Here is a 22887-nt window from a genome sequence, read left to right as displayed (position 1 = left end):
GCGCGCGCCACATCGACCCCGACCGGTCGCGGTCACAGGAACGCGCACCGAAAACCCCGTCAAACACGAACAAACGCACCATGTTGACCACGCAGCGCAAAGTGACCAGCGCGTAGCGACAAGGTTCGTGTGAAAGATTGTTAGGTATCTCCCAGTTTCAACTACACCGATGTTCCCGTCAGGGAGGCCGGTACAAGTAGCCTTGTATCCGACGAGTGCTGGCCAGGTCAGATTCTCCCCTGCGAAGGGGAGCGACTCCGTGCTTCTTCGAGCCCGCCTTGCCAGCAGCCACCCGTCTTTCCTAAACATTCACAAGCGAGCTGCGGAAGTGGGCGATCTCCGCCGTGTCGTCTGAGGCGTCTCAACCCCTGACAGATTTCGGCCCGAACGAGTGGCTGGTCGAGGAGCTTTACCAGAAGTACCTCACCGACCCGAATTCGGTTGACAAGGCTTGGTGGAACTTCTTCGCGGACTACAAGCCCGCGGACTCGGCCAACGGGAAGGGTGGGGGCACTGCGACCGCAAAGGCGCAGCCCGAGAAGACCCCCGCCGCACCCGCGCCGAAGAAGAAGGCCGCCGCGGCCCCGGCACCCAAGAACACCGACGATGCACTCCGGGTCAACGAGGAGCGGCTGCGTGGAGCACCCGCCCGCACCGCGACCAACATGGAGTCGAGCCTGACCCTGCCCACCGCGACGAGCGTGCGCGCGGTGCCGGTCAAGCTGCTGTTCGACAACCGCATCGTCATCAACAACCATCTCCGGCGCGGCCGTGGTGGGAAGGTCTCCTTCACCCACCTCATCGGCTACGCCATGGTCAAGGCCCTCAAGGCCATGCCGGCGATGAACCACTCCTACACGGAGATCGACGGCAAGCCCGGCGTCGCCAAGCCCGAACACGTGAACTTCGGCCTGGCGATCGACCTCCAGAAGCCGGACGGTACCCGGCAGCTGGTCGTGCCCTCCATCAAGAAGTCCGACGAGATGGACTTCAACGAGTTCTGGAGCGGCTACGAGGACCTGGTCCGCAAGGCCCGCAACAACAAGCTGGGCGTGCCGGACTTCCAGGGCACCACGATCAGCCTGACCAACCCGGGCGGCATCGGCACCGTGCACTCCGTGCCGCGCCTGATGCCCGGCCAGGGCACCATCCTCGGCGTCGGGGCCATGGAGTACCCGGCCGAGTTCCAGGGGGCGTCGCAGGACACCCTGAGCGAGCTCGGCATCAGCAAGGTCATGACGCTCACCTCGACGTATGACCACCGGATCATCCAGGGCGCCCAGTCGGGCGAGTTCCTGCGGCGCATCCACCAGCTGCTGCTGGGCGACGACGGTTTCTACGACGAGATCTTCAACTCGCTGCGCATCCCGTACGAGCCGGTGCGCTGGGTCCAGGACATCCACGTCAACAAGGCGACCCAGCTCGACAAGACCACCCGGGTCCAGGAGCTGATCCACGCCTACCGCGTGCGCGGCCACCTCATGGCCGACACCAACCCGCTCGACCACGAGCAGCGCAAGCACCCGGACCTGGACGTGCTGGAGCACGGCCTGACCCTCTGGGACCTGGACCGCGAGTTCCCCACCGGGGGCTTCGGCGGCAAGCAGGTCATGAAGCTGCGCGACGTGCTGGGCGTGCTGCGCGACACCTACTGCCGCACGGTGGGTATCGAGTACATGCACATCCAGAGCCCGGAGGAGCGGGAGTGGATTCAGTCGCACGTCGAGCGCGAGCACGAGAAGCTCGACCGTGACGAGCAGCTGCACATCCTGCACCGGCTCAACAGCGCGGAGGCCTTCGAGACCTTCCTCCAGACCAAGTACGTCGGTCAGAAGCGCTTCTCCCTCGAGGGCGGCGAGTCGCTGATCCCGCTGCTGGACGGCGTGATCTCCAAGGCCGCCAAGGCCGAGCTGGACGAGGCCGTCATCGGCATGGCCCACCGCGGCCGCCTGAACGTCCTCGCCAACATCTGCGGTAAGTCCTACGGGCAGATCTTCGGTGAGTTCGAGGGCAACCTCGACCCGCGCAGCGCGCACGGCTCCGGTGACGTCAAGTACCACCTGGGCACCGAGGGCACCTTCCAGACCCGCGACGGCGACGCCATCCAGATCTCCCTGGCCGCGAACCCGTCCCACCTGGAGACGGTCAACCCGGTCGCCGAGGGCATCGTCCGCGCCAAGCAGGACGTGCTGGACAAGGGCCCGCACGGTTTCACCGTGCTGCCCATCCTCATCCACGGTGACGCGGCCTTCGCCGGTCAGGGCGTGGTCGCGGAGACGCTGAACCTGTCCCAGCTGCGGGGCTACCGCACCGGCGGCACGGTCCACGTCATCGTGAACAACCAGGTCGGCTTCACCACCTCGCCGACCGACAGCCGCTCCAGCGTGTACGCCACCGACGTCGCGCGGATGGTCCAGGCTCCGATCTTCCACGTCAACGGGGACGACCCCGAGGCCGTGGTCCGGGTCGCGCACCTGGCCTTCGCCTACCGTCAGGCGTTCAACAAGGACGTCGTCATCGACCTCGTCTGCTACCGGCGCCGCGGTCACAACGAGAACGACAACCCCGCGTTCACGCAGCCGCTGATGTACGACGTCATCGACGCCAAGCGCTCCACCCGCAAGCTGTTCACCGAGTCCCTGGTCGGGCGCGGCGACATCACGGTGGAGGAGGCCGAGCAGGCCCTGCGCGACTACCAGTCCGAGCTGGAGCGGGCCTTCACCGAGACCCGCGAGGTCGAGAAGAAGCCGATCGAGCCGGGCGCCGTGGTCAAGCCCGAGGTGTTCACCGAGGCGCGCCTGGACCACTCCAAGGTCGAGACGGCCATCAGCACCGAGACGGTCAAGCGGATCATCGACACCCAGGTGACGATGCCCGAGGGCTTCACGCCGCACCCGCGTCTGGCGCCCCAGCTGACCCGCCGCGCCACGATGGTCGAGACCGACGCGATCGACTGGGCCACCGGCGAGCTGCTGGCCTTCGGCTCGCTGCTGCTGGACGACCACCCGGTCCGCCTGATCGGCCAGGACAGCCGTCGCGGCACCTTCGGTCAGCGCCACGCCTCGATCATGGACCGCGACACCGGCGAGTCCTACACGCCGCTGAAGCAGTTCGACAACGGCACCACGAAGTTCCACGTCCACGACTCGCTGCTGAGCGAGTACGCGGCGCTGGGCTTCGAGTACGGCTACTCGCTGACCCGCCCGGACTCCCTCGTCATGTGGGAGGCGCAGTTCGGTGACTTCGTCAACGGCGCGCAGACCGTCATCGACGAGTACATCAGCTCGGGTGAGCAGAAGTGGGGGCAGCGCTCCAGCGTCACCATGCTGCTGCCGCACGGCTACGAGGGCCAGGGCCCGGACCACTCCTCGGCCCGCATCGAGCGGTTCCTCCAGCAGTGCGCGCAGGAGAACATGACCGTCGCGATGCCGAGCACCCCGGCGAGCTACTTCCACCTGCTGCGCTGGCAGGCGAAGTCGCCGATCGAGCGTCCTCTGGTGGTGTTCACGCCCAAGTCGATGCTGCGTCTGAAGGCCGCCACCTCGGCCGCCGACGACTTCACCTCGGGCCACTTCCAGCCGCTGATCGGGGACGACTCGATCTCGGCGGACAAGGTCCGTCGCGTGGTCATCTGCTCGGGCAAGATCTACTACGACCTGGACGCGGCCCGCCGCAAGAGCGGTGACAAGCACACCGCCATCATCCGGGCGGAGCGGCTCTACCCGCTGCCGATCGAGGAGATCCGCGAGCAGCTCAAGGCCTACCCGAACGCGGGCGAGGTCCTGTGGGTCCAGGAGGAGCCCGCGAACATGGGCCCGTGGCCCTTCGTCGCTCTGGTCTTCTCCGAGCAGCTCGACCGCCCGTTCACCCGGATCTCGCGTCCGGCCTCCTCCTCGCCCGCGGCCGGTTCGGCCAAGCGGCACGAGGCCGAGCAGCGTGCCCTGGTGGACACGGTGTTCCCGCCCGCCGAGTAGGACGGTCCCCATGTACTACACCGATCGCGGGATCGAGGAACTGGAGAGCCGCCGCGGCGAGGAGGAGGTCAGCTTCGCCTGGCTCTCCGAGCAGCTGCGGGTGTTCACCGACCTCAACCCCGAGTTCGAGACCCCGGTCGAACGACTGGCCACCTGGCTGGCCCGGTTGGACGACGAGGACGAGGAGTAGTTCACAGACGGGGGCCGCGCGGAGCGGCACCATCCGGCCGAGGGCCCGGGTCTTCACCGACCCGGGCCCTCGGCCGTCGCCGTATCCGGGCCCCGGCCCGGGTACGGACCCCGAACCTCCCCTGAACCGACCCTGAGATCCGCGACATATCTTGAGTTCGGCAGACACGCGACATATCGTGAAGTCATCGAGATCGAGCGGAAGGGATTCACGATGGCACGCTGGTCCATCGACAGCCCGACGAGCCACACCCTGGACGGCATCGTCGCCCTCAAGGTGCGCATCGTCAGCGGGCAGGTCAACATCATCCCCACGGACGACCCGGTCACCTTCGAGATCTCCGAGATCGAGGGCGAGCCCCTGGAGGTCACCCAGGAGGCGGGCATCCTCACCATCCACTACGAGGACCTCACCGGCCAGGGCCTGCTGGACCGGCTCAAGCCGATCCAGCTCGGCAGCTACCGCAACATCGCCTCGCGGCGGGCCACGGTCGACCTCCGGGTCCCCCGCGCCTGCCCCGTCGAGGTGACCACGGCCGGCGCTCCGGTGGTGGTGGCCGGGCTGACCTCGCGCACCCGCGTGCGCACCGCCACCGGCGAGGTCACCCTGGACGGCGTCTCCGGCGAGACCGAGGTGAACACCGCCTCCGCGAACGCCTCCGTGCGCACCCCGGGCGGCACCCTCTCCTTCCACAGCGCCAGCGGGCAGCTCGCGGTGGCCGGCGGAAGCCTGGCCGAACTGCGCGCCAAGACCGCCTCCGGGCACGTGCTCGTCGACACCGACCTGGCGGCCTCGGCCCGGGTCCGGGTGACCACGGTCTCCGGCGAGGTGGCACTGCGGGTTCCCTCGGAGAGTTCGGCCGACGTGGAGCTGCGCACCGTCACCGGCAAGGTCGACTCCGACTTCGGCCTGGACAGGCGCAGCGCACCCGCACGCACCGCGCTCACCGGGAAGATCGGCGTGGGCGTGGACCCCGCCTCCATCACCGTCCACACCGTCTCCGGCCGGACCGCGCTGCTGCGGCGCGCGCCCGAGGCCCCGGCCGCGATCCCCGAGGGGGCCTGAATGACCACCATCTTCGGCCACGGCAGACTCCGTCTGTACCTGCTCAAGCTGCTGGACGAGAGCCCCCGCCACGGTTACGAGATCATCAGCCTGCTGCGCGACCGCTTCCTCGGCGTGTACTCGCCCTCGCCCGGCACCATCTACCCGCGGCTCGCGCGGCTGGAGGAGGAGGGGCTGGTGACGCACACCGAGAAGGGCGGTCGGAAGGTCTACAGCCTCACCGACAAGGGCCGTGAGGAGCTGCGGGCCCGCGAGAGCGACCTGGACGACCTGGAACGGGAGATCACCGACTCGGTCCGCGACATCGCGCGCGCGGTGAAGCAGGACGTGCGGGAGACCATCAGTTCGCTGCGCGACGAACTCAAGTTCGCCTCCCGCGAGGGGTCCGACCGGGAACGGGACCGGGACTCCGCACGGGACCGGGACCGCGACCGCCGTGACGACGACGGGGTCTGGGCCCGTGAGTGGGAGCGGTTCGCCCAGGGGTTCGGGGCCTTCGGCGCCTCCTGGGGCGGACGCGGCGACTCCGAGCGCTCCGACGACGCCCCCGGGGACTCCGGGAGCTCCGGCACCGCCGGGCCCGGCGACGACACGGGGACCGCCCGCGGGGACCGCTCCGAGTTCGAGCACGCCCTGCGCGACTTCTCGGTGAAGGTCCGCGACATGGTGCGCGGAGCCGGGCAGGTGGGCGAGTCCGCCGGCAACGACCTGCGCCGCATCCTCGACGAGACCGTCGAGGTGATCCGCCGGGACATGGGCCGGTGGGGGCCGCCCGACCGCGAGGAGGGCCCCGCGTCCTCCGACGGGCCCAGGGCCGCTGACCGGACCGGGCCCGAGCCGGAGACCGCGCCCGAACCCGGGCCGGAACCACAGGCCCGACCGATGCCGCCGTCCGGCGGGGACCCCTGGTCCACCGCCACCGGCGAGGACGACCAGAAGAAGGACTGACCCCGGTACGGGGCCCGGAGGACCGCGCGGGGGCGTGGTCCTCCGGGCCCCTTCGCGCGGCCTGAGGAGGAGGAACCCCGTGTTGGTTCCCTACACGATCGAGCAGGACGGGGACGGGGTCTGGTGCGCCCGCGCCGTGCTCCGCGCGGGGGTCTGCGCCCAGGGCGAGGGAAACACCCCGGACGCCGCCCTGGCCGACCTGCGCACGGCCTTCGCCCGGCTCACCCAGGAGGTCGGCTCCCCCGCCGAGCTGCTGTGATCCGGGGCCCGCGTGAGCCACCGGCTCAGACGAGGGCCAGGGCGACCAGCAGCGCGGGCCCGGCCAGTGTGGGCGGGACAGAGGTCCAGCGTGACGGGCCCAGGTCGGCGAGGGGCATTCCCGGGAGAGCAATACACAACTGCGCTAAATTGTGTACATCGTTGAGAGGGGGTCCGCATGTCCCGAACCGTGCACGTCCCGTACACCATCGAACAGGACGAGGACGGGATCTGGTGCGCTCACTCCCAACTCCGTCCCGGAGTGGGTGCTCACGGTGAGGGCGACGATCCCGAAACGGCCATCGCCGACCTCAGAGAGGCGCTCACGCTCCTGATCGAGGAGTTCGGCCCGCCCCAGGAACTCGAACTGACCGTGAGCGTGGCCTGAGGCCCCCAGTACCGGCCCTTCCCGGAGAACAGCTCGTCAAGATCCTCGAACGCGCGGGGGTTTCGACGAGTACGGGTCCGCGGCAGCCACCATGTGCTCCGGCACCCTGACGGCCGCGGAACCACCGTCCCCGTGCATCGCGGTCGCGACCTCGCCAAGGGGACCCTCAGGGGAATCCTCAGGATTGCGACATGACCGTCGAGGAACTTCGGGAACTCATGTGAACGGCGGGGGCCCGGGGACCGTACTGGTCCCCGGGCCCTCGAACGCATGCCTAGCGGCGGGCGACGCCGTCCTCGCGGGCCTGGGCCGCGACGGCGGCCGCGACCGCGGGGGCGACCCGCTCGTCGAAGGGGCTGGGGATCACGTAGTCGGCGCTCAGGTCGTCACCGACCAGCTCGGCCAGCGCCGTGGCGGCGGCCAGCTTCATGTTCTCCGTGATGTCGGTGGCGCCCGCGTCGAAGGCGCCTCGGAACACCCCGGGGAAGGCCAACACGTTGTTGATCTGGTTCGGGAAGTCGCTGCGCCCGGTGGCGACGACGCTCGCGTACCTGCGGGCGACGTCGGGGTGCACCTCCGGGTTGGGGTTGGCCATGGCGAAGACGATGGCGTTCTCCGCCATGGTGGCCACGACCGCCTCGGGAACCTCGCCCGCGGACAGGCCCACGAACACGTCGGCGCCCTCGAGCGCGCTCTCGATGGAGCCCTGGAGCCCCGCCCGGTTGCTGATCTCGGCCAGTTCCCGCTTGACGGGGGTCAGTCCGTCGCGGTCCCGGTGGATGATGCCCTTGGAGTCGGCCACGGCGATGTCGCCGATCCCGCCGTCGACGAGCATCTTGGTGACGGCGACACCGGCGGCCCCCGCACCGGACACGACCACGCGCAGGTCGGCCAGGGTGCGGCCGGTCAGGCGGGCGGCGTTGCGCATCGCCGCGACGGTCACGATCGCCGTGCCGTGCTGGTCGTCGTGGAAGACCGGGATGTCCAGGCGCTCGCGCAGCTTGGCCTCGATCTCGAAGCAGCGCGGCGCGGAGATGTCCTCCAGGTTGACGCCGCCGAAGGACGGCGACATGCGCACGACCGTCTCGACGATCTCGTCGGTGTCGGTGCAGTTGAGCGCGATCGGCACGGAGTCGACGTCGGCGAACTGCTTGAACAGCAGCGACTTGCCCTCCATGACCGGCAGCGACGCCTCCGGGCCGATGTTCCCCAGGCCCAGCACGGCGGTGCCGTCGGTGACGACGGCGACCAGGTTGCTCTTCCAGGTGTAGGTCTCGACCAGTTCGGCGTCCTCGGCGATGGCGTCGCAGACGCGGGCGACTCCGGGCGTGTAGGCGAGGGACAGGCCCTCCTGGTCGCTCACGTCGACGGAGGAGGTCACGTGCAGCTTGCCGCCCCGGTGCATGGCGAAGGCGGGGTCCTCGTCCAGGGGGGACGTGTTCTGGGTACGCGAAGAAAAGGTGGTCACTACTCAAACCCCTCGGTCTGCTGAACGTCCGCGTCGGCCATGACGGGGACGGTGGGCCACGGATCGCGCGCGAAGACGTCAGGGTGCCAGGGGGCCCTCGTCGGCACCGGTCGGCCATGACCGGGGTGTGCGCCGGGAGGGTTGGTCTTCGCCGGACTCTTATACGAGTACTGCGCGTCCGCATCTCACGGGGATGACCCGTTACGCAATTCTCTCACAACGGTGACCGGAGGAAAATCGCGGGGCGACAGAATAGAACGTTACCGACGTGTCGCCCCACGGCACCACAGACACCCCAAGTCGCCACCGGTCGGTCGCGCGAGGCCGCGGACCCACCCCTCGACCAGGCACTCCGTGCTCCCGAAGGAGACCCCACATGGCCCTGCGCAAGCCCCTGTCCGAGCCCCGGACCTACCTCACCGCCCTCGCCACCGCCGGTGTCCTGGCCCTGGCGGCTTGCGGCGGCGGCGAGGGAGGCTCCGACGAGGCGGCCCCCCAGTCTCCCGAGGTCGACGCGGACGAGGCGCTCGTCGCGCTCCTGCCCGACGCGGTCGCCGAGGCCGGGTCCGTCACCATCGGCGTCGAGGCCTCCTACCCGCCCGGCGAGTACCTGGACGAGGACGGCCAGACCGTCCTCGGCTTCAACGTCGACCTCATCGAGGCCGCTCTCGGCAAGCTCGGCCTGGAGGCCGAGTGGGAGCCCACCACCTTCGACTCCATCATCATCGGTGTCGACACCGGCACCTACGACCTCGGCGCCTCCTCCTTCACCGTGACGGAGGAGCGCATGGAGGCCGTGGACATGGTCAGCTACTTCTCCTCCGGCACCCAGTGGTTCGCCCCCGCGGGCAACCCGGACGGCGTGGACCCCGACAACGCCTGCGGCCTGCGCATCGCCGTGCAGTCGGGCACCACCCACGACACCGACATCGAGGCCCGCAGCGAGGCCTGTGTCGAGGCCGGGGAGGACGCCATCAGCATCGAGAAGTTCCCGACCCAGCCGCAGGCCACCGAGACCATCGTCTCGGGCCTGAACGACGCCTCCCTGGCCGACCTGCCGACCTCGCTCTACGCGCTCCAGCAGACCGGTGAGCAGCTGGAGTTCATCGGGGACCAGTACGACGCCGCCCCCTACGGCGTCGTCGTCAACAAGGAGCGGGCCGAGCTGTCGGAGGCGGTCGCGGCGGCCTTCAACGCCATCATCGAGGACGGCACCTACGAGGAGGTCCTCGCGGAGTGGGGCATCGAGGGCGGCGCGCTGGAGGAGTCCGAGGTCAACCCGGCCGTCTAACGATCCGCGCACGCCGCACCACCGAGCGAAAGTCTGACTGTGTCCTCACCGAGTGAAGCGGTGGACGGTCCGGGGTCGAAGGAACCGACCCCGGGCCGTTCGGCCGCACCCGTCACCGCCGTCCCCGTCCGGTACCCCGAGCGCTGGGTGGCCGCGGGGATCATCCTGGTCCTCGCGTCCATGTTCGTGCACATGCTGTTCACGAACCCCGCGTTCAACTGGCCGTACATGTTCGACAACATGTTCTCCGAGCCGGTGCTCCGCGGTGTGTGGGTCACCCTGAGCGCGACCGTGCTGTCGATGCTCATCGGCGTCCTGCTGGGCGTCGTCCTCGCGGTGATGCGCCTGTCCGGCAACCCCGTGCTGGTCACGGTCTCCTGGATGTACACGTGGTTCTTCCGGGGGGTGCCCCGGCTCGTGCTGGCGGTCCTCTTCGGCAACCTGGCCATCCTGTACTCGACCATCCACATCGGGCTGCCGTTCGACAACTACTGGATGCCGTGGCTCGGCCTGGAGGGCGACGCCCGCTTCTTCGAGATCGACACCCGCACCCTGTTGACCGGCTACACGGCGGGCCTGCTCGCCCTGTCGCTGTCCGAGGGCGCGTACATGGCGGAGATCATCCGCGCGGGCCTGCAGTCCGTGGACAAGGGCCAGACCGAGGCCGCGCAGGCGCTCGGTATGAGCAAGAGCAAGATCATGCGGCGCATCACCCTGCCGCAGGCGATGCGGGTGGTCATCCCGCCGACCGGCAACGAGACCATCGCCATGCTCAAGGACACGGCGCTGCTCGCGTACGTGCCGGTCACCATCGAGCTCTTCTACCAGCTCCAGGCCATCGGTACCCGGAGCTACCAGATCTTCCCGATGCTGGTGGCCGCGTGCCTGTGGTACCTGGCCATCACCAGCGTGCTGATGGTGGGCCAGTACTTCATCGAACGCAGGTTCAACCGGAGCGGGCCCGGGGTCCGGTCCCGGATCGTGGGAGGGGTGCGCTGATGGCCGAACGAACCGGGGAGCCGGCTCCCGAGGACGTCGTGGAGACCGCCGAGGGCACCGAGCTGCCCGCCGACGCCCTCGTGGTGGCCGAGAACGTCCACAAGAGCTTCGGGCGCCTGGAGGTGCTCAAGGGCATCGACCTCCAGGTCAAGCGGGGCGAGGTCATGTGCGTGGTCGGCCCCTCGGGGTCGGGCAAGTCCACGTTCCTGCGGTGCGTCAATCACCTGGAGAAGCTCACCGCGGGCCGCCTGTGGGTCAACGGCGAACTCATGGGGTACCGGCAGAAGCGGGGCCGCCTGTACGAGCTGCGCGACCGGGAGATCGCGGCGCAGCGCAGCGACATCGGGATGGTCTTCCAGCGCTTCAACCTGTTCCCGCACCTGACCGTGCTCGGCAACATCGTGGAGGCGCCGACCCAGGTCAAGAAGGTGCCCCGGGCCGCGGCCACCGAACGGGCCCGTGAGCTCCTGGAGCGGGTCGGCCTGCCCGACAAGGCGGACTCCTACCCCGAACAGCTGTCCGGTGGCCAGCAGCAGCGTGTGGCGATCGCCCGCGCCCTGGCCATGGAGCCGTCGCTGATGCTGTTCGACGAGCCCACCAGCGCCCTCGACCCGGAGCTGGTCGGCGAGGTCCTCGACGTCATGCGCGACCTCGCCCGGGGCGGCATGACCATGGTGGTGGTCACCCACGAGATGGGGTTCGCCCGCGAGGTGGGCGACTCCCTGGTGTTCATGGACGGCGGGGTCGTGGTCGAGTCGGGAACCCCGGCCGAGGTGCTCGCGAACCCGCGACAGGAGCGCACCCAGGCGTTCCTGTCCAAGGTGCTGTAGGCGCCCGGCCGAGGGCACGCCGCGACGGCGCGACACCCCGGGGCCCCGCGCTCCTCCACGGAGCGCGGGGCCCCACCGTTCACGTGAAAGCACCCCCGATGCCCTTGACCCGGGGGGCTCGCGCCCCCAGAGTCGTCACGTGACATCCACCTGCCCGGGGAGAGGCATGGACGCCCGTACGGAGAAGGTCCGCGAGCTGTGGGAGAAGCGGGCGGGGGGTTATGACGCCGGGACGCGAATCGAACCGTCCAGCGTCCGCCGCACCCGCCGACTGCTGTGCGCGGGGGCGCGGGGGCGCACCCTGGAGGTCGCGGTGGGCACCGGGACCAACCTGCGGTACTACCCGCCGCAGGTCGTGCTGACGGGCGTGGACCTCAGCCCCGCCATGCTCGCCCGGACACGGGAGAGGGCCGCCGAGCAGGGTCGCCCGATCCACCTGGTGGAGGGCGACGCCCAGCGGCTCTCCTTCGCCGACCGGTCGTTCGACACCGTGCTGTGCGCGCTGGCGCTGTGCACGATCCCCGACCAGGAGCGCGCTCTCGCGGAGATGTACCGGGTCCTGGTCCCCGGCGGGCGGCTGCTGCTGGTCGACCACATCGAGTACACGCGGTTCCCGTTCCGGTGGCGCGAACGGATGCGCCGTCACCCCCGCCGGCTTCCGCGGACCGTCGCGGAGGAGGTCGGGTTCGTGGTGGGCCACCACGACCGCCTGATGATGGGCCTGGTGGAACGGCTGGTCGCGCACCGGCCGCGTTGAGCGCGCCGTTCCCGGCGGTACGACGCGTACCCTGGGTTGGCTCCTCATGGATGTGTTGACGCTCCGTCGCCCCCACGGCGACGCGCTGACCGCACTGGCTCCCGAAAGGGGCCCCTGTGGGCCATTCGTCTCGTGTTCACCCCTTGGGGGCTGGACACGATCCCTTCTCCCTGCGTCAGTGGCAGGGTGAAACGAGATACATTGCTCTCAAGCGGCAACCTCGCCCCCCGAAGGAGGGACGTGACCGAAGAAACCGCTGTGCCCACGGCCGACGCCACCGGTGTACGCGACGCCGTCACCGTCAACATGCCAGCCGACAGCGCCTACCTGTCTGTCCTGCGCACGGCGACGGCAGGGCTGGCCGCCCGGCTCGACTTCACCCTCGACGAGATCGAGGACCTGAGGATCGGTGTCGACGAGGCCTGCGCGATGCTCCTCTCCCAGGCGCTGCCCGGCACAGAACTGACCACGGAATTCGAACTCACCCCCGACGGGATGCGCATCTCGGTCTCGGTGATGACGGCGGACGGACGCCTGCCCGCCCGTGACACCTTCGCCTGGACCGTCCTGTCCGCGCTCGCCGGGGACGTCGACGCGGGGGTCGGTCCGGACGACCGCGTCTTCATCGTCCTGTACAAACGCCGTGGCGCCCTGGAGCCGGCGTGAGCGAAAGGGGGCCCGCTCTGACAGCGAAGACCGAGCACGCGGTGCCCGACCGGGCCCGCGCGAGAGAGTTGTTCGAGCGCCTTAACGACCTCGACGCGGACGCGCCGGAACGCCGGGCGATCCGCGACGAACTGGTCGAGCTCCACCTGCCCTTGGTGGAGTACCTGGCCCGCAGGTTCCGCAACCGGGGCGAGTGGCTGGACGACCTCACGCAGGTGGCCACGATCGGGCTGATCAAGTCCATCGACCGGTTCGACCTGGAACGCGGGGTGGAGTTCTCCACGTACGCGACCCCGACCATCGTCGGTGAGATCAAGCGCCACTTCCGGGACAAGGGCTGGGCGGTGCGGGTTCCGCGGCGCCTCCAGGAGCTGAAGCTCTCCCTGACCAAGGCGGTCAGCGACCTGTCCCAGCGCGAGGGGCGCTCCCCCACCGTCGCGGAACTGGCCGCGCACCTGCAAATGACCGAGGAGGAGGTGCTGGAGGGACTGGAGTCCGCCAACGCCTACTCGACGGTGTCGTTGGACGCCCCCGACAGCGGGGACGAGGACGCCCCCGCGGTGGCCGACTCCCTGGGGATCGTCGACGAGTCCCTGGAGGGCGTGGAGTACCGGGAGTCCCTCAAGCCGCTCCTGGAGCAGCTGCCGCCCCGCGAGAAGCGCATCCTGCTGCTGCGCTTCTTCGGGAACATGACGCAGTCGCAGATCGCCCAGGAGCTGGGGATCTCCCAGATGCACGTGTCGCGTCTGCTGGCGCGCACCCTGGCCCAGCTGCGGCAGGCGCTCACCACGGACGACTGACCCCGTGCGGCCGACGGCCGCGGTGACGTTACCGGCGCCCCTCGGTGTCGGAGAACAGCGCCGCGGTCGTCGGCGGCGCCAGGACCGCCGCGGCCGCCGCGACGGCCACCGCGAGCATGACGGCGCAGATCGCGTACTGCTCGCCCGTGTACATGTAGTACGCCACCACCCCCATGAAGAGCTGGGTGACGACCACCGGCGTGCGGGCCCAGTCACGCAGGTTCCAGAGGCCGTAGGCGACGAAGACCAGCAGCGCCCCGACTCCGATCCCGATCACGGTGAGCGGGAGGGCCGAGGAGACCGGGTCCGTCGCCCGGCCGGTGGCCGCGGTGTAGAGGCTGTAGAGACCGGCGAGCGCCGAGACCAGCCCGATCAGGGCCTCCAGCACGGCGGCGATGACGATGGTGATGGGACGCGAAGACACCTGACGAGCCTATACGCGCTCGCGGGGTCCGCCCCTCCGGCTCCCCCGCGGGACCCCCACCGCCTAGACTGTCGGGGTGCGAGCCCTATTCATCGTGAACCCCCAGGCGACCACGACCACCTCACGCACCCGCGAGGTGATCCTGGGCGCGCTGGCCGCCGAACTGGACGTCACCCCCGTCGAGACCGCCTACCGGGACCACGCTCGCGAACTGGCGCGGGGCGCGGCCGCGGACGGGTTCGACCTGGTGCTGAGCCTGGGGGGTGACGGCACGGTCAACGAGGTCGTCAACGGGCTCCTGGCCACCCCGGGGGAGCTGCCGCGACCCCGTTACGCCGTCATCCCGGGCGGCAGCGCGAACGTGTTCATCCGCGCCCTGGGGGTTCCCGGGGACCCGGTGGAGGCCACGGGAACGATTCTGGAGGCCATCCGGGCGGGGCGCGAACGCGAGATCGGGCTGGGCCGGATCACCGGTGAGCAGGATGACCGGTACTTCACGTTCTGCGCGGGTTTCGGGTGGGACGCCGATGTGGTGCAGCAGGTGGAGCACGAACGCGGCAACGGCCGCAAGGCCACTCCGGCCCTGTACGCGGAGACCGCGGTAAAGCTGTTCTTCCGGGGCGATATCCGCGATCCGTCACTCAGCGTGAGTGACGGCGGAAGGTCGTTGGAGGATGTCTATTTCGCGCTGGTCACCAACACCACTCCGTGGACGTACGCGGGGGCGCTGGCGCTTCAGCCCACCCCGGCCTCCCGTTTCGAGCTGGGTCTGGACGCATTCGCGCTCACCCAGTCCTCGCACGCGCTGACTGGCTGGGTTCTTTCCCAAATGTTCTTCCCCAAGGGCCTTCCCGCACACGGGGACGGGTACGTGACCTGGCACGACCAGGCGTCGCTGCGCATCTCGTCGTCGCATCCGCGGGCGTTCCAAATCGACGGCGAATACCTGGGCGAGCGTGAAGAGGTCAACTTCCACTCGGTACCGAAGGCATTACGAATCTTCTGTTAATAACGCCGATAGCGGCCATTCCCGATGACTGTGACGCACCCGACACACCGAACAGGACCTTCGGCCTCGGGAAGTCTTGCATGGTCCCGGCGATCCTGACACGCTCGACATATCGCCGCGAGTTACGGGCGAGTTAATTTGGGCGCTCCCACGTGGCCGTGGGGTGAAACCTCACTTACTCGGCCTGACGACACCCACCGGTGGACCCCCTCCGCCGGGCGCCCTTGCACATTCCGATCGTGAAAAGCTTCACAAATGATCGCCTCACTGTGAGGAGTGGACCGCATGGACTGGCGCCATGACGCAGCCTGCCGTGACGAAGACCCCGAACTCTTCTTCCCCATCGGCGACTTCGGCCCCGCACTGATCCAGATCGAGGAGGCCAAGGAGGTCTGCCAGCGCTGTCCGGTCAGCTCCGCGTGTCTCAAGTGGGCGCTGGAGAGCGGCCAGGACGGCGGCGTCTGGGGCGGCACCTCCGAGGAGGAGCGCCGCCGCATGAAGCGCCGCGGTACCGCGCTGCGCCCCATGGTCCGCAGCTAGACCGTTCCCGGCCGACGACGATCCTCCGCTGGCACGGCGGGGGCCCGGACCGCGCACCACGGCAACAGCGCCGCGGGCGCCCGTCAGGGAACCTCGCGCTCCTCGTGCTCCAGGGGCAGACCGATCGCCACCTCGGTCCCGCCGGACTCCTTCGGTCTGATCGCCAGGGTCCCCCCGAGCTCGCCCACGATGAGGGTCCGCACGATCTGCAGGCCCAGACTCGTGGTGCCCTCCAGGTCGAAGTCCTCCGGCAGCCCCCCGCCGTCGTCGGAGACGGCCAGCTCCAGACTGCTCGGCCCCGGGTGGCCCGGCCCGGTGTCGAACCGGCGCACCCGCACCTCGATCAGGCCCGGCCCCTGGCCCAGTCCGTGCTCCACCGCGTTCTGCACCAGCTCGGCCAGCACCATCGACAGCGGGGTGGCCACGAGCGCGTTCAACAGTCCGAAGTGGCCGTCGCGCCGGGGCACCACCGCGTGACCGGTCGAGGACACCTCGGCCGCCATCTGCATGACCCGGTCGGCGATGTCGTCGAAGTCCACCACCTCGTCCGGGGTGTGCGAGAGCATCTCGTGCACGATCGCGATGGACCCCACGCGGCCGACCGCCTCGTCCAGGGCCGCCCGCGCCTCGGGGATGTCCAGACGCCGTGACTGGAGCCGCAGCAGCGCCGCCACCGTCTGGAGGTTGTTCTTCACCCGGTGGTGGATCTCCCGGATGGTGGCGTCCTTGGTCATGAGCTCGCGCTCGCGCCTGCGCAGCTCGGTGACGTCGCGGACCATCACCAGCGCGCCGATCCGCACACCGTCGACGATCAGGGGGATCGACCGCAGCTGGACGGTGACCCCGCGCGCCTCGATCTCCGACTCCTGCGGGGCCCGCCCGCTCGCCGTGTAGGTGAGGTTCTCGTCCCGGGCCTCCCCCTGCGAGGCCAGCTCCAGCGTGGTGCGGTCCAGGCGCGCCCCGACGAGGTCGGCGGCCAGGCCCAGCCGGCGGTAGGCGGAGAGCGCGTTGGGGCTGGCGTAGACCACCTCGCCGTTCTGGTCCAGGCGCAGCAGTCCGTCGCCCACCCTCGGCGACCGGACCATGAGCGGCCCCTGGTCGCTGAACGGGAAGGCGCCCTCCGAGATCATCTGGGCGAGGTCGCCGGCGCTCTGGAGGTAGGTGAGCTCCAGGCGGCTCGGCGTACGAGCCGAACTCAGGTTGGTGCTGCGCTGGATGACGGCGATGAGGTTGCCCTCCCTGCGGACCGGAATGGTCTCCTCGCGCACCGGCACCCCGCCAGACCAGTCGGGGTCGCCGTCGCGGCAGATGCGCCCCTCGCTCCAGGCCCGGTCGATCAGGGCCCGGCGGCCGACCACCCGAGGGGCGGTCCGGGACGTGAGATCGGTCATGTCGTCCCTGAGCACCGCCTCCACCAGGTCGTCCTGGAAGGCGGTGGGGCCGGTGGTGGGCCGCATCTGGGCGATGGCGATCCACCCGTCGTCCTCCCGCAGGCGCACCCAGAGCACGAGGTCCGCGAAGGAGAGGTCGGCCAGGAGCTGCCAGTCGGAGACCAGCGAGTGAATCCACTCCAGGTCCGCCTGTTTGAGTGACGTGTGTCGGCGAATGAGGTCGCTGAGGTGAGGCACTCACAAATCATCCCATGAAGCCGTGCATACTCAAGGGGCACGCACTCGACCAGTGGTCCACACCAATCGACGGCCGCAAGGCGGCCGCACGACCACGACCGGGCGGGGTGCGCAACGCGGCGGAGGAGACTGATGACGGTTCAGCGCACACTGGACGGCAACCCGCGGGTGCCCAAGTACTACCAGGTCAAGAAGCAGTTGCTGGAGCTGATCGAGGCCATGCCCGCCGGGAACCCGGTCCCGCCGGAGCGCTCCCTGGCCACGCAGTTCGGCACCTCGCGCACGACGGTGCGCCAGGCCCTGACGGAGATGGTGGTCGAGGGCCGCCTCCTGCGCATCCAGGGCAAGGGCACGTTCGTGGCCAAGCCGAAGGTCGCGCAGGTCCTCCAGCTGACCAGCTACACGCAGGAGATGCGGGCGCACGGCCTGCACCCCGCCACCCGCATCCTGGACGTCAGCTACATCAACGCCGACGACCAGCTGGCGGAGCTCCTCTCGATCCGTTCGGGCGGTCGCGTGCTGCGGATCGAACGGCTGCGGCTGGCCAACGGCGAGCCCATGGCCGTCGAGACGGCGCACCTGGCCGCACGGCGCTTCCCCGGACTCCGGAGGCAGCTGGACCGCTACGCGTCGCTCTACGAGGCTCTGGCGAGCGCCTACGACGTCTCCCTCGCGGAGGCGGAGGCCTCCATCGAGACGGTGTTGGCGACCCCCAACGAGGCGCGCCTGCTCGGCGTGGACGTGGGCCTGCCGCTGGTGCTGCACTGCCAGCACAGCTTCGACGGAGACGGACACCCTGTGGAGTGGGTCCGCTCCCTGTACCGGGGGGACCGCTACAAGTTCGTCACCCGCCTGCGCCCGCCCCGGGACTGACGCGCCCCGCCCCGGTCCGGAACCCGCACGCGGGGCGCGGTCCGGGTCAGCCGCGGGCGAGCACGCTGGCCAGGGCGTCGACCACCCGCGGGTCGTACTCGCTGTCGGTGTCCATCCGCAGCCGCTCCACGACGGCGGCCCGGCGCTCGGCGTCGCCGTTCTCCCCGACGAGGTCGTCGAAGGCGTTGGCGACCTTGATGATCCGGCTGCCCAGCGGCGGCACGCCCGCCTCGCCGTCCCCGGCCAGCGGCTCGCACTGGCGGCGGACCATCTCGGCGACGTGGTCCAGCACCCCGGTCTCCCGGATGATGGCCGACCCCAGCTCCGCGATCCGCCGCTGTTCCCTGGGCGAGGACAGCACGGTCGCGCCGCCCGCGATGGGCTCCCGCAGCGAGAGCTGGCCGATGTCGTGCATGAGCGCCGCGTACTCCAGCTCCAGCAGCTCCGCCTCGGCCAGGCCCAGTTCGCAGGCGATGCCGTGCGAGAGCTGGCTGACCCGGCGGGAGTGGCCGTTCTCCACGTAGCCGCCGACCTCGGTGACCCTGGACAGCGCGCGCACCGTCTCCAGGTAGGTGCGGCGCACCTCGGCGTGCCTGCGGAAGGCCACCTGGGAGACCAGGAGCGGAGCGAGGAAGACCAGCAGGCCCACCAGGCCGGTCACCGTGCAGGCCAGGGCGATGAGCACGCCGCTGGAGGCGATCGCGCCGCCGGTCGCGACCTGGGCCCGGGCCTCGTCCCGCAGGGCCACCGCGAGCCGGGTGCGCAGGCGCTCGGCCCGCAACACGGCGGAAACCCCCACGTCCAGCGCCCAGGCCAGGGCGACCAGCACCGTCATCATCAGGGCGACCACGACGGAGGGGCCGGTCAGGGACAGGGCCTCGGCCAGTGGCCGGAAGGCCGCGGCGAGCAGGGCCGCGGTGAGCACCCGACGCGCCACGTCCTCCAGGCGGGGGGCGTGGCCCACCGCCACGTGCGGGAGCTCGCCCAGGGCCACGCCCAGCGCGACCACCGCCACGACCTGCCAGGCGGAGTGGTGGCTGGCCTCGCCGCCCAGGCTGGGCAGGAACGCGTAGGCGATCGCCCCGGCCAGGGCGATCGGCGCGGACCCCCGGTGCCCGGGCAGGGTGATCCTGGCCAGCTCGCCGACCGCGATGACCAGGCAGAAGGCCAGCGCCACGTAGGGCTGGTCGAACCCGGTGGAGGCGGTCCACACCAGGGCGGTGAGGGAGGCGGCGCCCACCCCGCCCACGAGCAGGGCGCGGAAGGGGCGCGCCGTGCGCCACACGGGCCCCCGGGCCCGCTGGTGGCCGAGCGCCCCGCCCTCGGGACCACTCGGGTGCGGACCGGGCGGGACCCCGTCCGACTGCCTCTGCGCCATCACCGCTCCTGGCCCCCCGTCACCGCGGCCGCCGAGGTGGACTCGGCCACCGGGGACGTACCGTCCCGCCGCGCGGCGGACGGTGCCGTCGCGCCCTTCTCCTCGGACTCCGCGCCGCCGGAGGCGCCGTAGCACCCGCCCGGCGGCTCCGCGATGTCCGGAGTCTCCCACCCCTCCCGGGTGACGGCGCGCACGAGGGCCTCCACCATCCGGGGGTCGAACTGGCTGCCCGCGCAGCGCCGGAGTTCGGCGATGGCGTCCTCCACGGACCACGCCTTGCGGTAGGACCGCGTGGAGGTGAGGCAGTCGAAGACGTCGGCCACGCTGATGATCCGGGCCGACTCGGGGATCTCCATCCCCACCAGGCCCATCGGGTAGCCGCGACCGTCCAGGCGCTCGTGGTGGTGCCGGATGCCCGCGAGCGCCTCGTCGAGGAAGCTGATCTCCCGGACGATCTCGTACCCGCGCGTGGGGTGCAGCTTGATCGCGGCGTACTCGTCGTCCGTGAGCTTGCCGTTCTTCTGGAGCACCTTGGTGGGCACCCCGAGCTTGCCGATGTCGTGCAGCATGCCCGCGTAGCGGATCTTCTGCACCCGCTCGGCGGGCATGCCCAGTTCGGCGGCGATCATCGCCGAGCCCTCGGCCACCCGCATGCAGTGGCCCCGGGTGTAGTAGTCCTTCGTCTCGACCGCCTGGCACAGGGTGGCCAGCGTGGCCTCGTGCGCGCGGGCCTCGGCGCTCTGCTGGCCGAAGACCCAGCGGGCGATGAACAGCGGCAGCAGGACCAGGAGCGGGGCGATGACGCCCACCGCGCCCCAGATGGCCGCGATGGCCAGGCCCAGCATCTGGTAGCCCACGGAGGCGACCTCCAGGGAGGCCAGCGGGCGCCAGCGCAGCGGCCCGACGCGCGCGGGCCGGGTGACGCCCAGACACCACACGAGCACGCCGATGAGCGCCGAGTTGAGCAGCGTGTGCGTCAGGACCGCCGCGACGTAGGGCAGGACGATGCCGGGGAAGTCGGACTGCCCCGGCACCCCCACCGTGCCCCCGAGCAGCAGGTAGACGTGTCCGGCCACGTGCGCCGCCAGGGCGAACTGTGCCCCGTTGAAGGCCCGCTTGACCAGACCCTGCCTGCGGATCACCAGGCAGGAGGCGAAACCGACCACGGCCGCGCCGGCCGGTCCCACGAGCACGACGGCGGCCAGGGCCACGGCCGAGCTCGGCGAGATTCCGGCTTCCTTGACGTCGGCGACGACGTGTGTGCTTATCGACTCCGCGACGACGAACAGGACAGCGATGAGTACCAGGGTCCCCAGGCTGATCCCCGAGTAGGGACCCACGAGCATGACGACGACAGCACTGACAACGATGATCCCGACGTAGACACGCGCGCCCCAAGGAAGAGCCCGCACCCCCGTTCACCCCCCACCGACGACGACCGGACTGTCATGGTTTCACCGGTTCTGTTCTACCACCAAGACCAACCGGTAAAAGTGGAAGCAGCAAAAACGGCGGACATCATCGGACCGAACATGGTGACGAGCATCGTCATCCCCCTTCTCCCTGCGGCGACGGCCCCCTCATCCCCCGGGTACGCCGCGCAAATGACCCTATTCGTTGGATAAGGCCTCCAGTTTAACGGGCCACGGCACCATCCTGATTACCCCCAACCCGAACCGGGGGCGCCCGATCGGCCACAGAGGGCAACAAGTTCCGGAGCGTGGAATTACTAATTCAATTAGTCATTCCAAACAACTACACAGAGTGACAATAGGCCCCAGGGGCGACTCGGGCGATCGTCGCCCCCCGGGGCGTTCCTGCGCAGGGCGCCAGCCGACCCCATCAGGCACGACTACCCATCGTGAGCATTCGAAACAAGTCCTCACGAGTTCAAGGAAATTCATTCCGACTCGGTCACGACCGAAAACCGTTTCTCCGCATCGGGCGTGTCGAACCCCACGAGAACCACCCACCGGGCACCCCCGTGACCAAAACCCCCGAAGCCCCACGGGTGTCGGCGCACTCTTTCTCCAAAAGCACGCATAAGGCCCAAAACACACCAGACCGCAACAAGCGGCCCCGAAAATACAAAAGTGGCGAAAGCTGGAATTCCAGCTTTCGCCACCCCGTCCACGCGGCCCCGGGCCGCCGACGGCTCAGCCGCGCCTCAGGCGGGCGCCCCGGGGACGTCGGCCCTGGCCTCGCGCGCCAACTGCTCGTCGCGGGCCCGCGCCAGCCTTCCCAGGACCTTGTCCCGCAGGTCCAGCGGGACCGGATCACAGCCGCAGTGCTTGGCGACGAGCTTCTTCACGGCCTCCTCGAGGCCGTACTCGTCCAGGCACGGACCGCACCCGTCCAGGTGCGCCCTGACCTCGGGGCAGTCGCTCTCCGCGAGCTCGCCGTCAAGGTAGGTGTAGAGCTTCTCCAACACCTCGCTGCACGGGGTGTCCGTCTCCGACTTGTCCTGGCCGCCGCTCATCGCCGGTCTCCTCGATCCGAACCGCTCACCTGTCCCCGGCCCCCCGCCGACGACCCCGACGCGACGGCAGCGGCCTCGGCGGCCCTGGTCGCGGGGAGGAACCCACGGTCCACCGCGTACTCCTCCAGGTGGGTGCGCAGCTGGCGCCGCCCCCTGTGGAGCCGCGACATGACCGTTCCGATGGGGGTCCCCATGATCTCGGCGACCTCCTTGTAGGCGAAGCCCTCGACGTCCGCGAGGTACACCGCGATCCGGAAGTCCTCGGGAAGCTCCTGTAGGGCCCGCTTGACGTCACTGTCGGGGAGGTGTTCGAGCGCCTCGGCCTCAGCGGACTTCAGCCCCGCCGCCGTGTGCGAGGCCGCCTGGGCGAGCTGCCAGTCCTCGACGTCCTCCGTACCGGCCTGCTTCGGTTCCCGCTGCTTCTTGCGGTAGGAGTTGATGAAGGTGTTCGTGAGGATGCGGTACAGCCACGCCTTGAGGTTGGTCCCCGCCTTGAACTGGTGGAAGGAGCCGAACGCCTTGGCGAAGGTCTCCTGCACCAGGTCCTCGGCGTCCGAGGGGTTGCGTGTCATGCGCAGCGCCGCCGAGTAGAGCTGGTCGAGGAAGGGAAGCACGTCCCTCTCGAACCGCTCGTCCCGTTCCCCGGCTGTCTCCTGGCTCTGGTCCAAGCCCTTCGGCCTCCTCGCGCTGGTCCCTGGTGGGGTGTCCGTGTCCCAAAGATACGTTCCCACACCCCCGACCTGCGCGTCGACGCCGCGTGGCGCCAACGCCGTTTCCTCGCGCTCAAGGCACGCACCAGCGGTCGCCATGTCCCGAACCCCGCCCCTTCCCTGTCGCCGTCCCGGGCTCGACTCCGGGCCCCTGCCGGGGCTCTCCCCCCGGCGGTGCTGGTGACAACAACGTCCCCCGCGCGCTGATTCCG

23 protein-coding genes are annotated in these 22887 nt (G+C 69.9%); 16 read left to right on the top strand and 7 right to left on the bottom strand.

Translation table 11 applies throughout. The features are described 5' to 3' along the window. Window positions 1–344: 344 nt before the first annotated feature. The 7 genes from ACFYL4_RS04490 to ACFYL4_RS04460 all read left to right on the top strand — a co-directional run bounded on the left by ACFYL4_RS04490 (window position 345) and on the right by ACFYL4_RS04460 (window position 7018). Complete coding sequence (locus tag ACFYL4_RS04490) at window positions 345–3974, top strand: multifunctional oxoglutarate decarboxylase/oxoglutarate dehydrogenase thiamine pyrophosphate-binding subunit/dihydrolipoyllysine-residue succinyltransferase subunit (RefSeq protein ID WP_357769504.1); 3630 nt, start codon at window positions 345–347, stop codon at window positions 3972–3974. 10 nt (window positions 3975–3984) lie between these two features. Continuing rightward, window positions 3985–4164: a DUF6104 family protein gene (locus tag ACFYL4_RS04485; RefSeq protein ID WP_357769505.1), complete on the top strand. Its 180-nt coding sequence runs from the start codon at window positions 3985–3987 to the stop codon at window positions 4162–4164. 213 nt (window positions 4165–4377) lie between these two features. Beyond that, window positions 4378–5229 (top strand): DUF4097 family beta strand repeat-containing protein, encoded by an 852-nt coding sequence (locus tag ACFYL4_RS04480; protein WP_357769507.1) that lies wholly within the window; start codon window positions 4378–4380, stop codon window positions 5227–5229. Further along, complete coding sequence (locus ACFYL4_RS04475; protein ID WP_357769508.1) at window positions 5230–6177, top strand: helix-turn-helix transcriptional regulator; 948 nt, start codon at window positions 5230–5232, stop codon at window positions 6175–6177. A 79-nt stretch (window positions 6178–6256) separates the two neighbouring features. Further along, on the top strand, window positions 6257–6436 hold the full coding sequence (locus ACFYL4_RS04470) for a hypothetical protein (RefSeq protein WP_387516348.1): 180 nt from the start codon (window positions 6257–6259) through the stop codon (window positions 6434–6436). A 177-nt stretch (window positions 6437–6613) separates the two neighbouring features. After that, window positions 6614–6823 carry a type II toxin-antitoxin system HicB family antitoxin gene (locus ACFYL4_RS04465; protein ID WP_387516346.1) on the top strand — a complete coding sequence of 70 codons (210 nt, stop codon included), beginning with the start codon at window positions 6614–6616 and terminating at the stop codon, window positions 6821–6823. A gap of 93 nt (window positions 6824–6916) precedes the next feature. After that, a complete protein-coding gene (locus tag ACFYL4_RS04460; protein WP_387516344.1) occupies window positions 6917–7018 on the top strand; it encodes a type II toxin-antitoxin system HicA family toxin in 102 nt (33 codons plus the stop codon). Window positions 7019–7097: 79 nt separating this feature from the next. Here ACFYL4_RS04460 and ACFYL4_RS04455 read toward each other — a convergent pair whose 3' ends face one another. After that, the gene (locus ACFYL4_RS04455) at window positions 7098–8291 is read right to left on the bottom strand and encodes an NADP-dependent malic enzyme (protein ID WP_387516342.1); all 1194 of its coding nucleotides are present in this window, start codon (window positions 8289–8291) and stop codon (window positions 7098–7100) included. A 376-nt stretch (window positions 8292–8667) separates the two neighbouring features. On the opposite strand from ACFYL4_RS04455, the gene ACFYL4_RS04450 reads away from it, so the two are divergent. The 6 genes from ACFYL4_RS04450 to ACFYL4_RS04425 all read left to right on the top strand — a co-directional run bounded on the left by ACFYL4_RS04450 (window position 8668) and on the right by ACFYL4_RS04425 (window position 13634). Further along, window positions 8668–9582: an ABC transporter substrate-binding protein gene (locus tag ACFYL4_RS04450; protein WP_387516340.1), complete on the top strand. Its 915-nt coding sequence runs from the start codon at window positions 8668–8670 to the stop codon at window positions 9580–9582. A gap of 39 nt (window positions 9583–9621) precedes the next feature. Then, window positions 9622–10581 (top strand): amino acid ABC transporter permease, encoded by a 960-nt coding sequence (locus ACFYL4_RS04445; RefSeq protein ID WP_357769516.1) that lies wholly within the window; start codon window positions 9622–9624, stop codon window positions 10579–10581. After that, on the top strand, window positions 10581–11411 hold the full coding sequence (locus ACFYL4_RS04440) for an amino acid ABC transporter ATP-binding protein (RefSeq protein ID WP_357769518.1): 831 nt from the start codon (window positions 10581–10583) through the stop codon (window positions 11409–11411). Before ACFYL4_RS04445 ends, ACFYL4_RS04440 begins: the two co-directional genes overlap by 1 nt. Window positions 11412–11577: 166 nt before the next feature. Beyond that, complete coding sequence (locus ACFYL4_RS04435) at window positions 11578–12168, top strand: class I SAM-dependent methyltransferase (RefSeq protein WP_357769953.1); 591 nt, start codon at window positions 11578–11580, stop codon at window positions 12166–12168. A gap of 240 nt (window positions 12169–12408) precedes the next feature. Next, the gene (locus ACFYL4_RS04430) at window positions 12409–12834 is read left to right on the top strand and encodes an anti-sigma factor (RefSeq protein ID WP_357769951.1); all 426 of its coding nucleotides are present in this window, start codon (window positions 12409–12411) and stop codon (window positions 12832–12834) included. Between the two features lie 41 nt (window positions 12835–12875). Beyond that, a complete protein-coding gene (locus ACFYL4_RS04425; RefSeq protein ID WP_199776574.1) occupies window positions 12876–13634 on the top strand; it encodes an RNA polymerase sigma factor SigF in 759 nt (252 codons plus the stop codon). A 28-nt stretch (window positions 13635–13662) separates the two neighbouring features. On the opposite strand, the gene ACFYL4_RS04420 is transcribed toward ACFYL4_RS04425, so the two are convergent. Further along, window positions 13663–14058, bottom strand: coding sequence for a hypothetical protein (locus ACFYL4_RS04420; protein WP_387516337.1), 396 nt, complete (start codon window positions 14056–14058; stop codon window positions 13663–13665). A gap of 76 nt (window positions 14059–14134) precedes the next feature. Between ACFYL4_RS04420 and ACFYL4_RS04415 the strand changes: the two genes are divergently transcribed. Together ACFYL4_RS04415 and ACFYL4_RS04410 are read left to right on the top strand one after the other, a co-directional pair. After that, entirely contained in the window at window positions 14135–15067 is a 933-nt protein-coding gene (locus ACFYL4_RS04415; protein WP_387516335.1) for a diacylglycerol/lipid kinase family protein, read from the top strand. Window positions 15068–15352: 285 nt separating this feature from the next. Beyond that, on the top strand, window positions 15353–15607 hold the full coding sequence (locus tag ACFYL4_RS04410) for a WhiB family transcriptional regulator (protein ID WP_357769946.1): 255 nt from the start codon (window positions 15353–15355) through the stop codon (window positions 15605–15607). A gap of 83 nt (window positions 15608–15690) precedes the next feature. Here the strand turns inward: ACFYL4_RS04410 and ACFYL4_RS04405 are convergent, their stop codons facing one another. Continuing rightward, complete coding sequence (locus ACFYL4_RS04405) at window positions 15691–17235, bottom strand: sensor histidine kinase (RefSeq protein ID WP_387516333.1); 1545 nt, start codon at window positions 17233–17235, stop codon at window positions 15691–15693. 132 nt (window positions 17236–17367) lie between these two features. On the opposite strand from ACFYL4_RS04405, the gene ACFYL4_RS04400 reads away from it, so the two are divergent. Then, complete coding sequence (locus ACFYL4_RS04400; protein WP_357769942.1) at window positions 17368–18108, top strand: GntR family transcriptional regulator; 741 nt, start codon at window positions 17368–17370, stop codon at window positions 18106–18108. Window positions 18109–18154: 46 nt separating this feature from the next. Here ACFYL4_RS04400 and ACFYL4_RS04395 read toward each other — a convergent pair whose 3' ends face one another. From ACFYL4_RS04395 to ACFYL4_RS04380, 4 genes are all read right to left on the bottom strand, one after another. Beyond that, window positions 18155–19486: an HD-GYP domain-containing protein gene (locus ACFYL4_RS04395; protein WP_387516331.1), complete on the bottom strand. Its 1332-nt coding sequence runs from the start codon at window positions 19484–19486 to the stop codon at window positions 18155–18157. After that, entirely contained in the window at window positions 19486–20832 is a 1347-nt protein-coding gene (locus tag ACFYL4_RS04390; RefSeq protein WP_357769939.1) for an HD-GYP domain-containing protein, read from the bottom strand. The genes ACFYL4_RS04395 and ACFYL4_RS04390 overlap by 1 nt, the downstream gene beginning before the upstream one ends. A gap of 821 nt (window positions 20833–21653) precedes the next feature. Further along, window positions 21654–21965, bottom strand: a complete 312-nt coding sequence (gene rsrA / locus ACFYL4_RS04385) for a mycothiol system anti-sigma-R factor (protein WP_357770074.1) — start codon at window positions 21963–21965, stop codon at window positions 21654–21656. After that, window positions 21962–22633, bottom strand: coding sequence for a sigma-70 family RNA polymerase sigma factor (locus ACFYL4_RS04380; RefSeq protein WP_357770075.1), 672 nt, complete (start codon window positions 22631–22633; stop codon window positions 21962–21964). Before ACFYL4_RS04380 ends, rsrA begins: the two co-directional genes overlap by 4 nt. Window positions 22634–22887: the final 254 nt, after the last annotated feature.

The organism is Nocardiopsis sp. NPDC006938 (assembly GCF_042869555.1).
Taxonomy (GTDB): Bacteria; Actinomycetota; Actinomycetes; order Streptosporangiales; family Streptosporangiaceae; genus Nocardiopsis.
The sequence above is the reverse complement of the archived record's forward strand: the minus strand, read 5'-3'. Positions and strand labels throughout refer to the sequence as shown.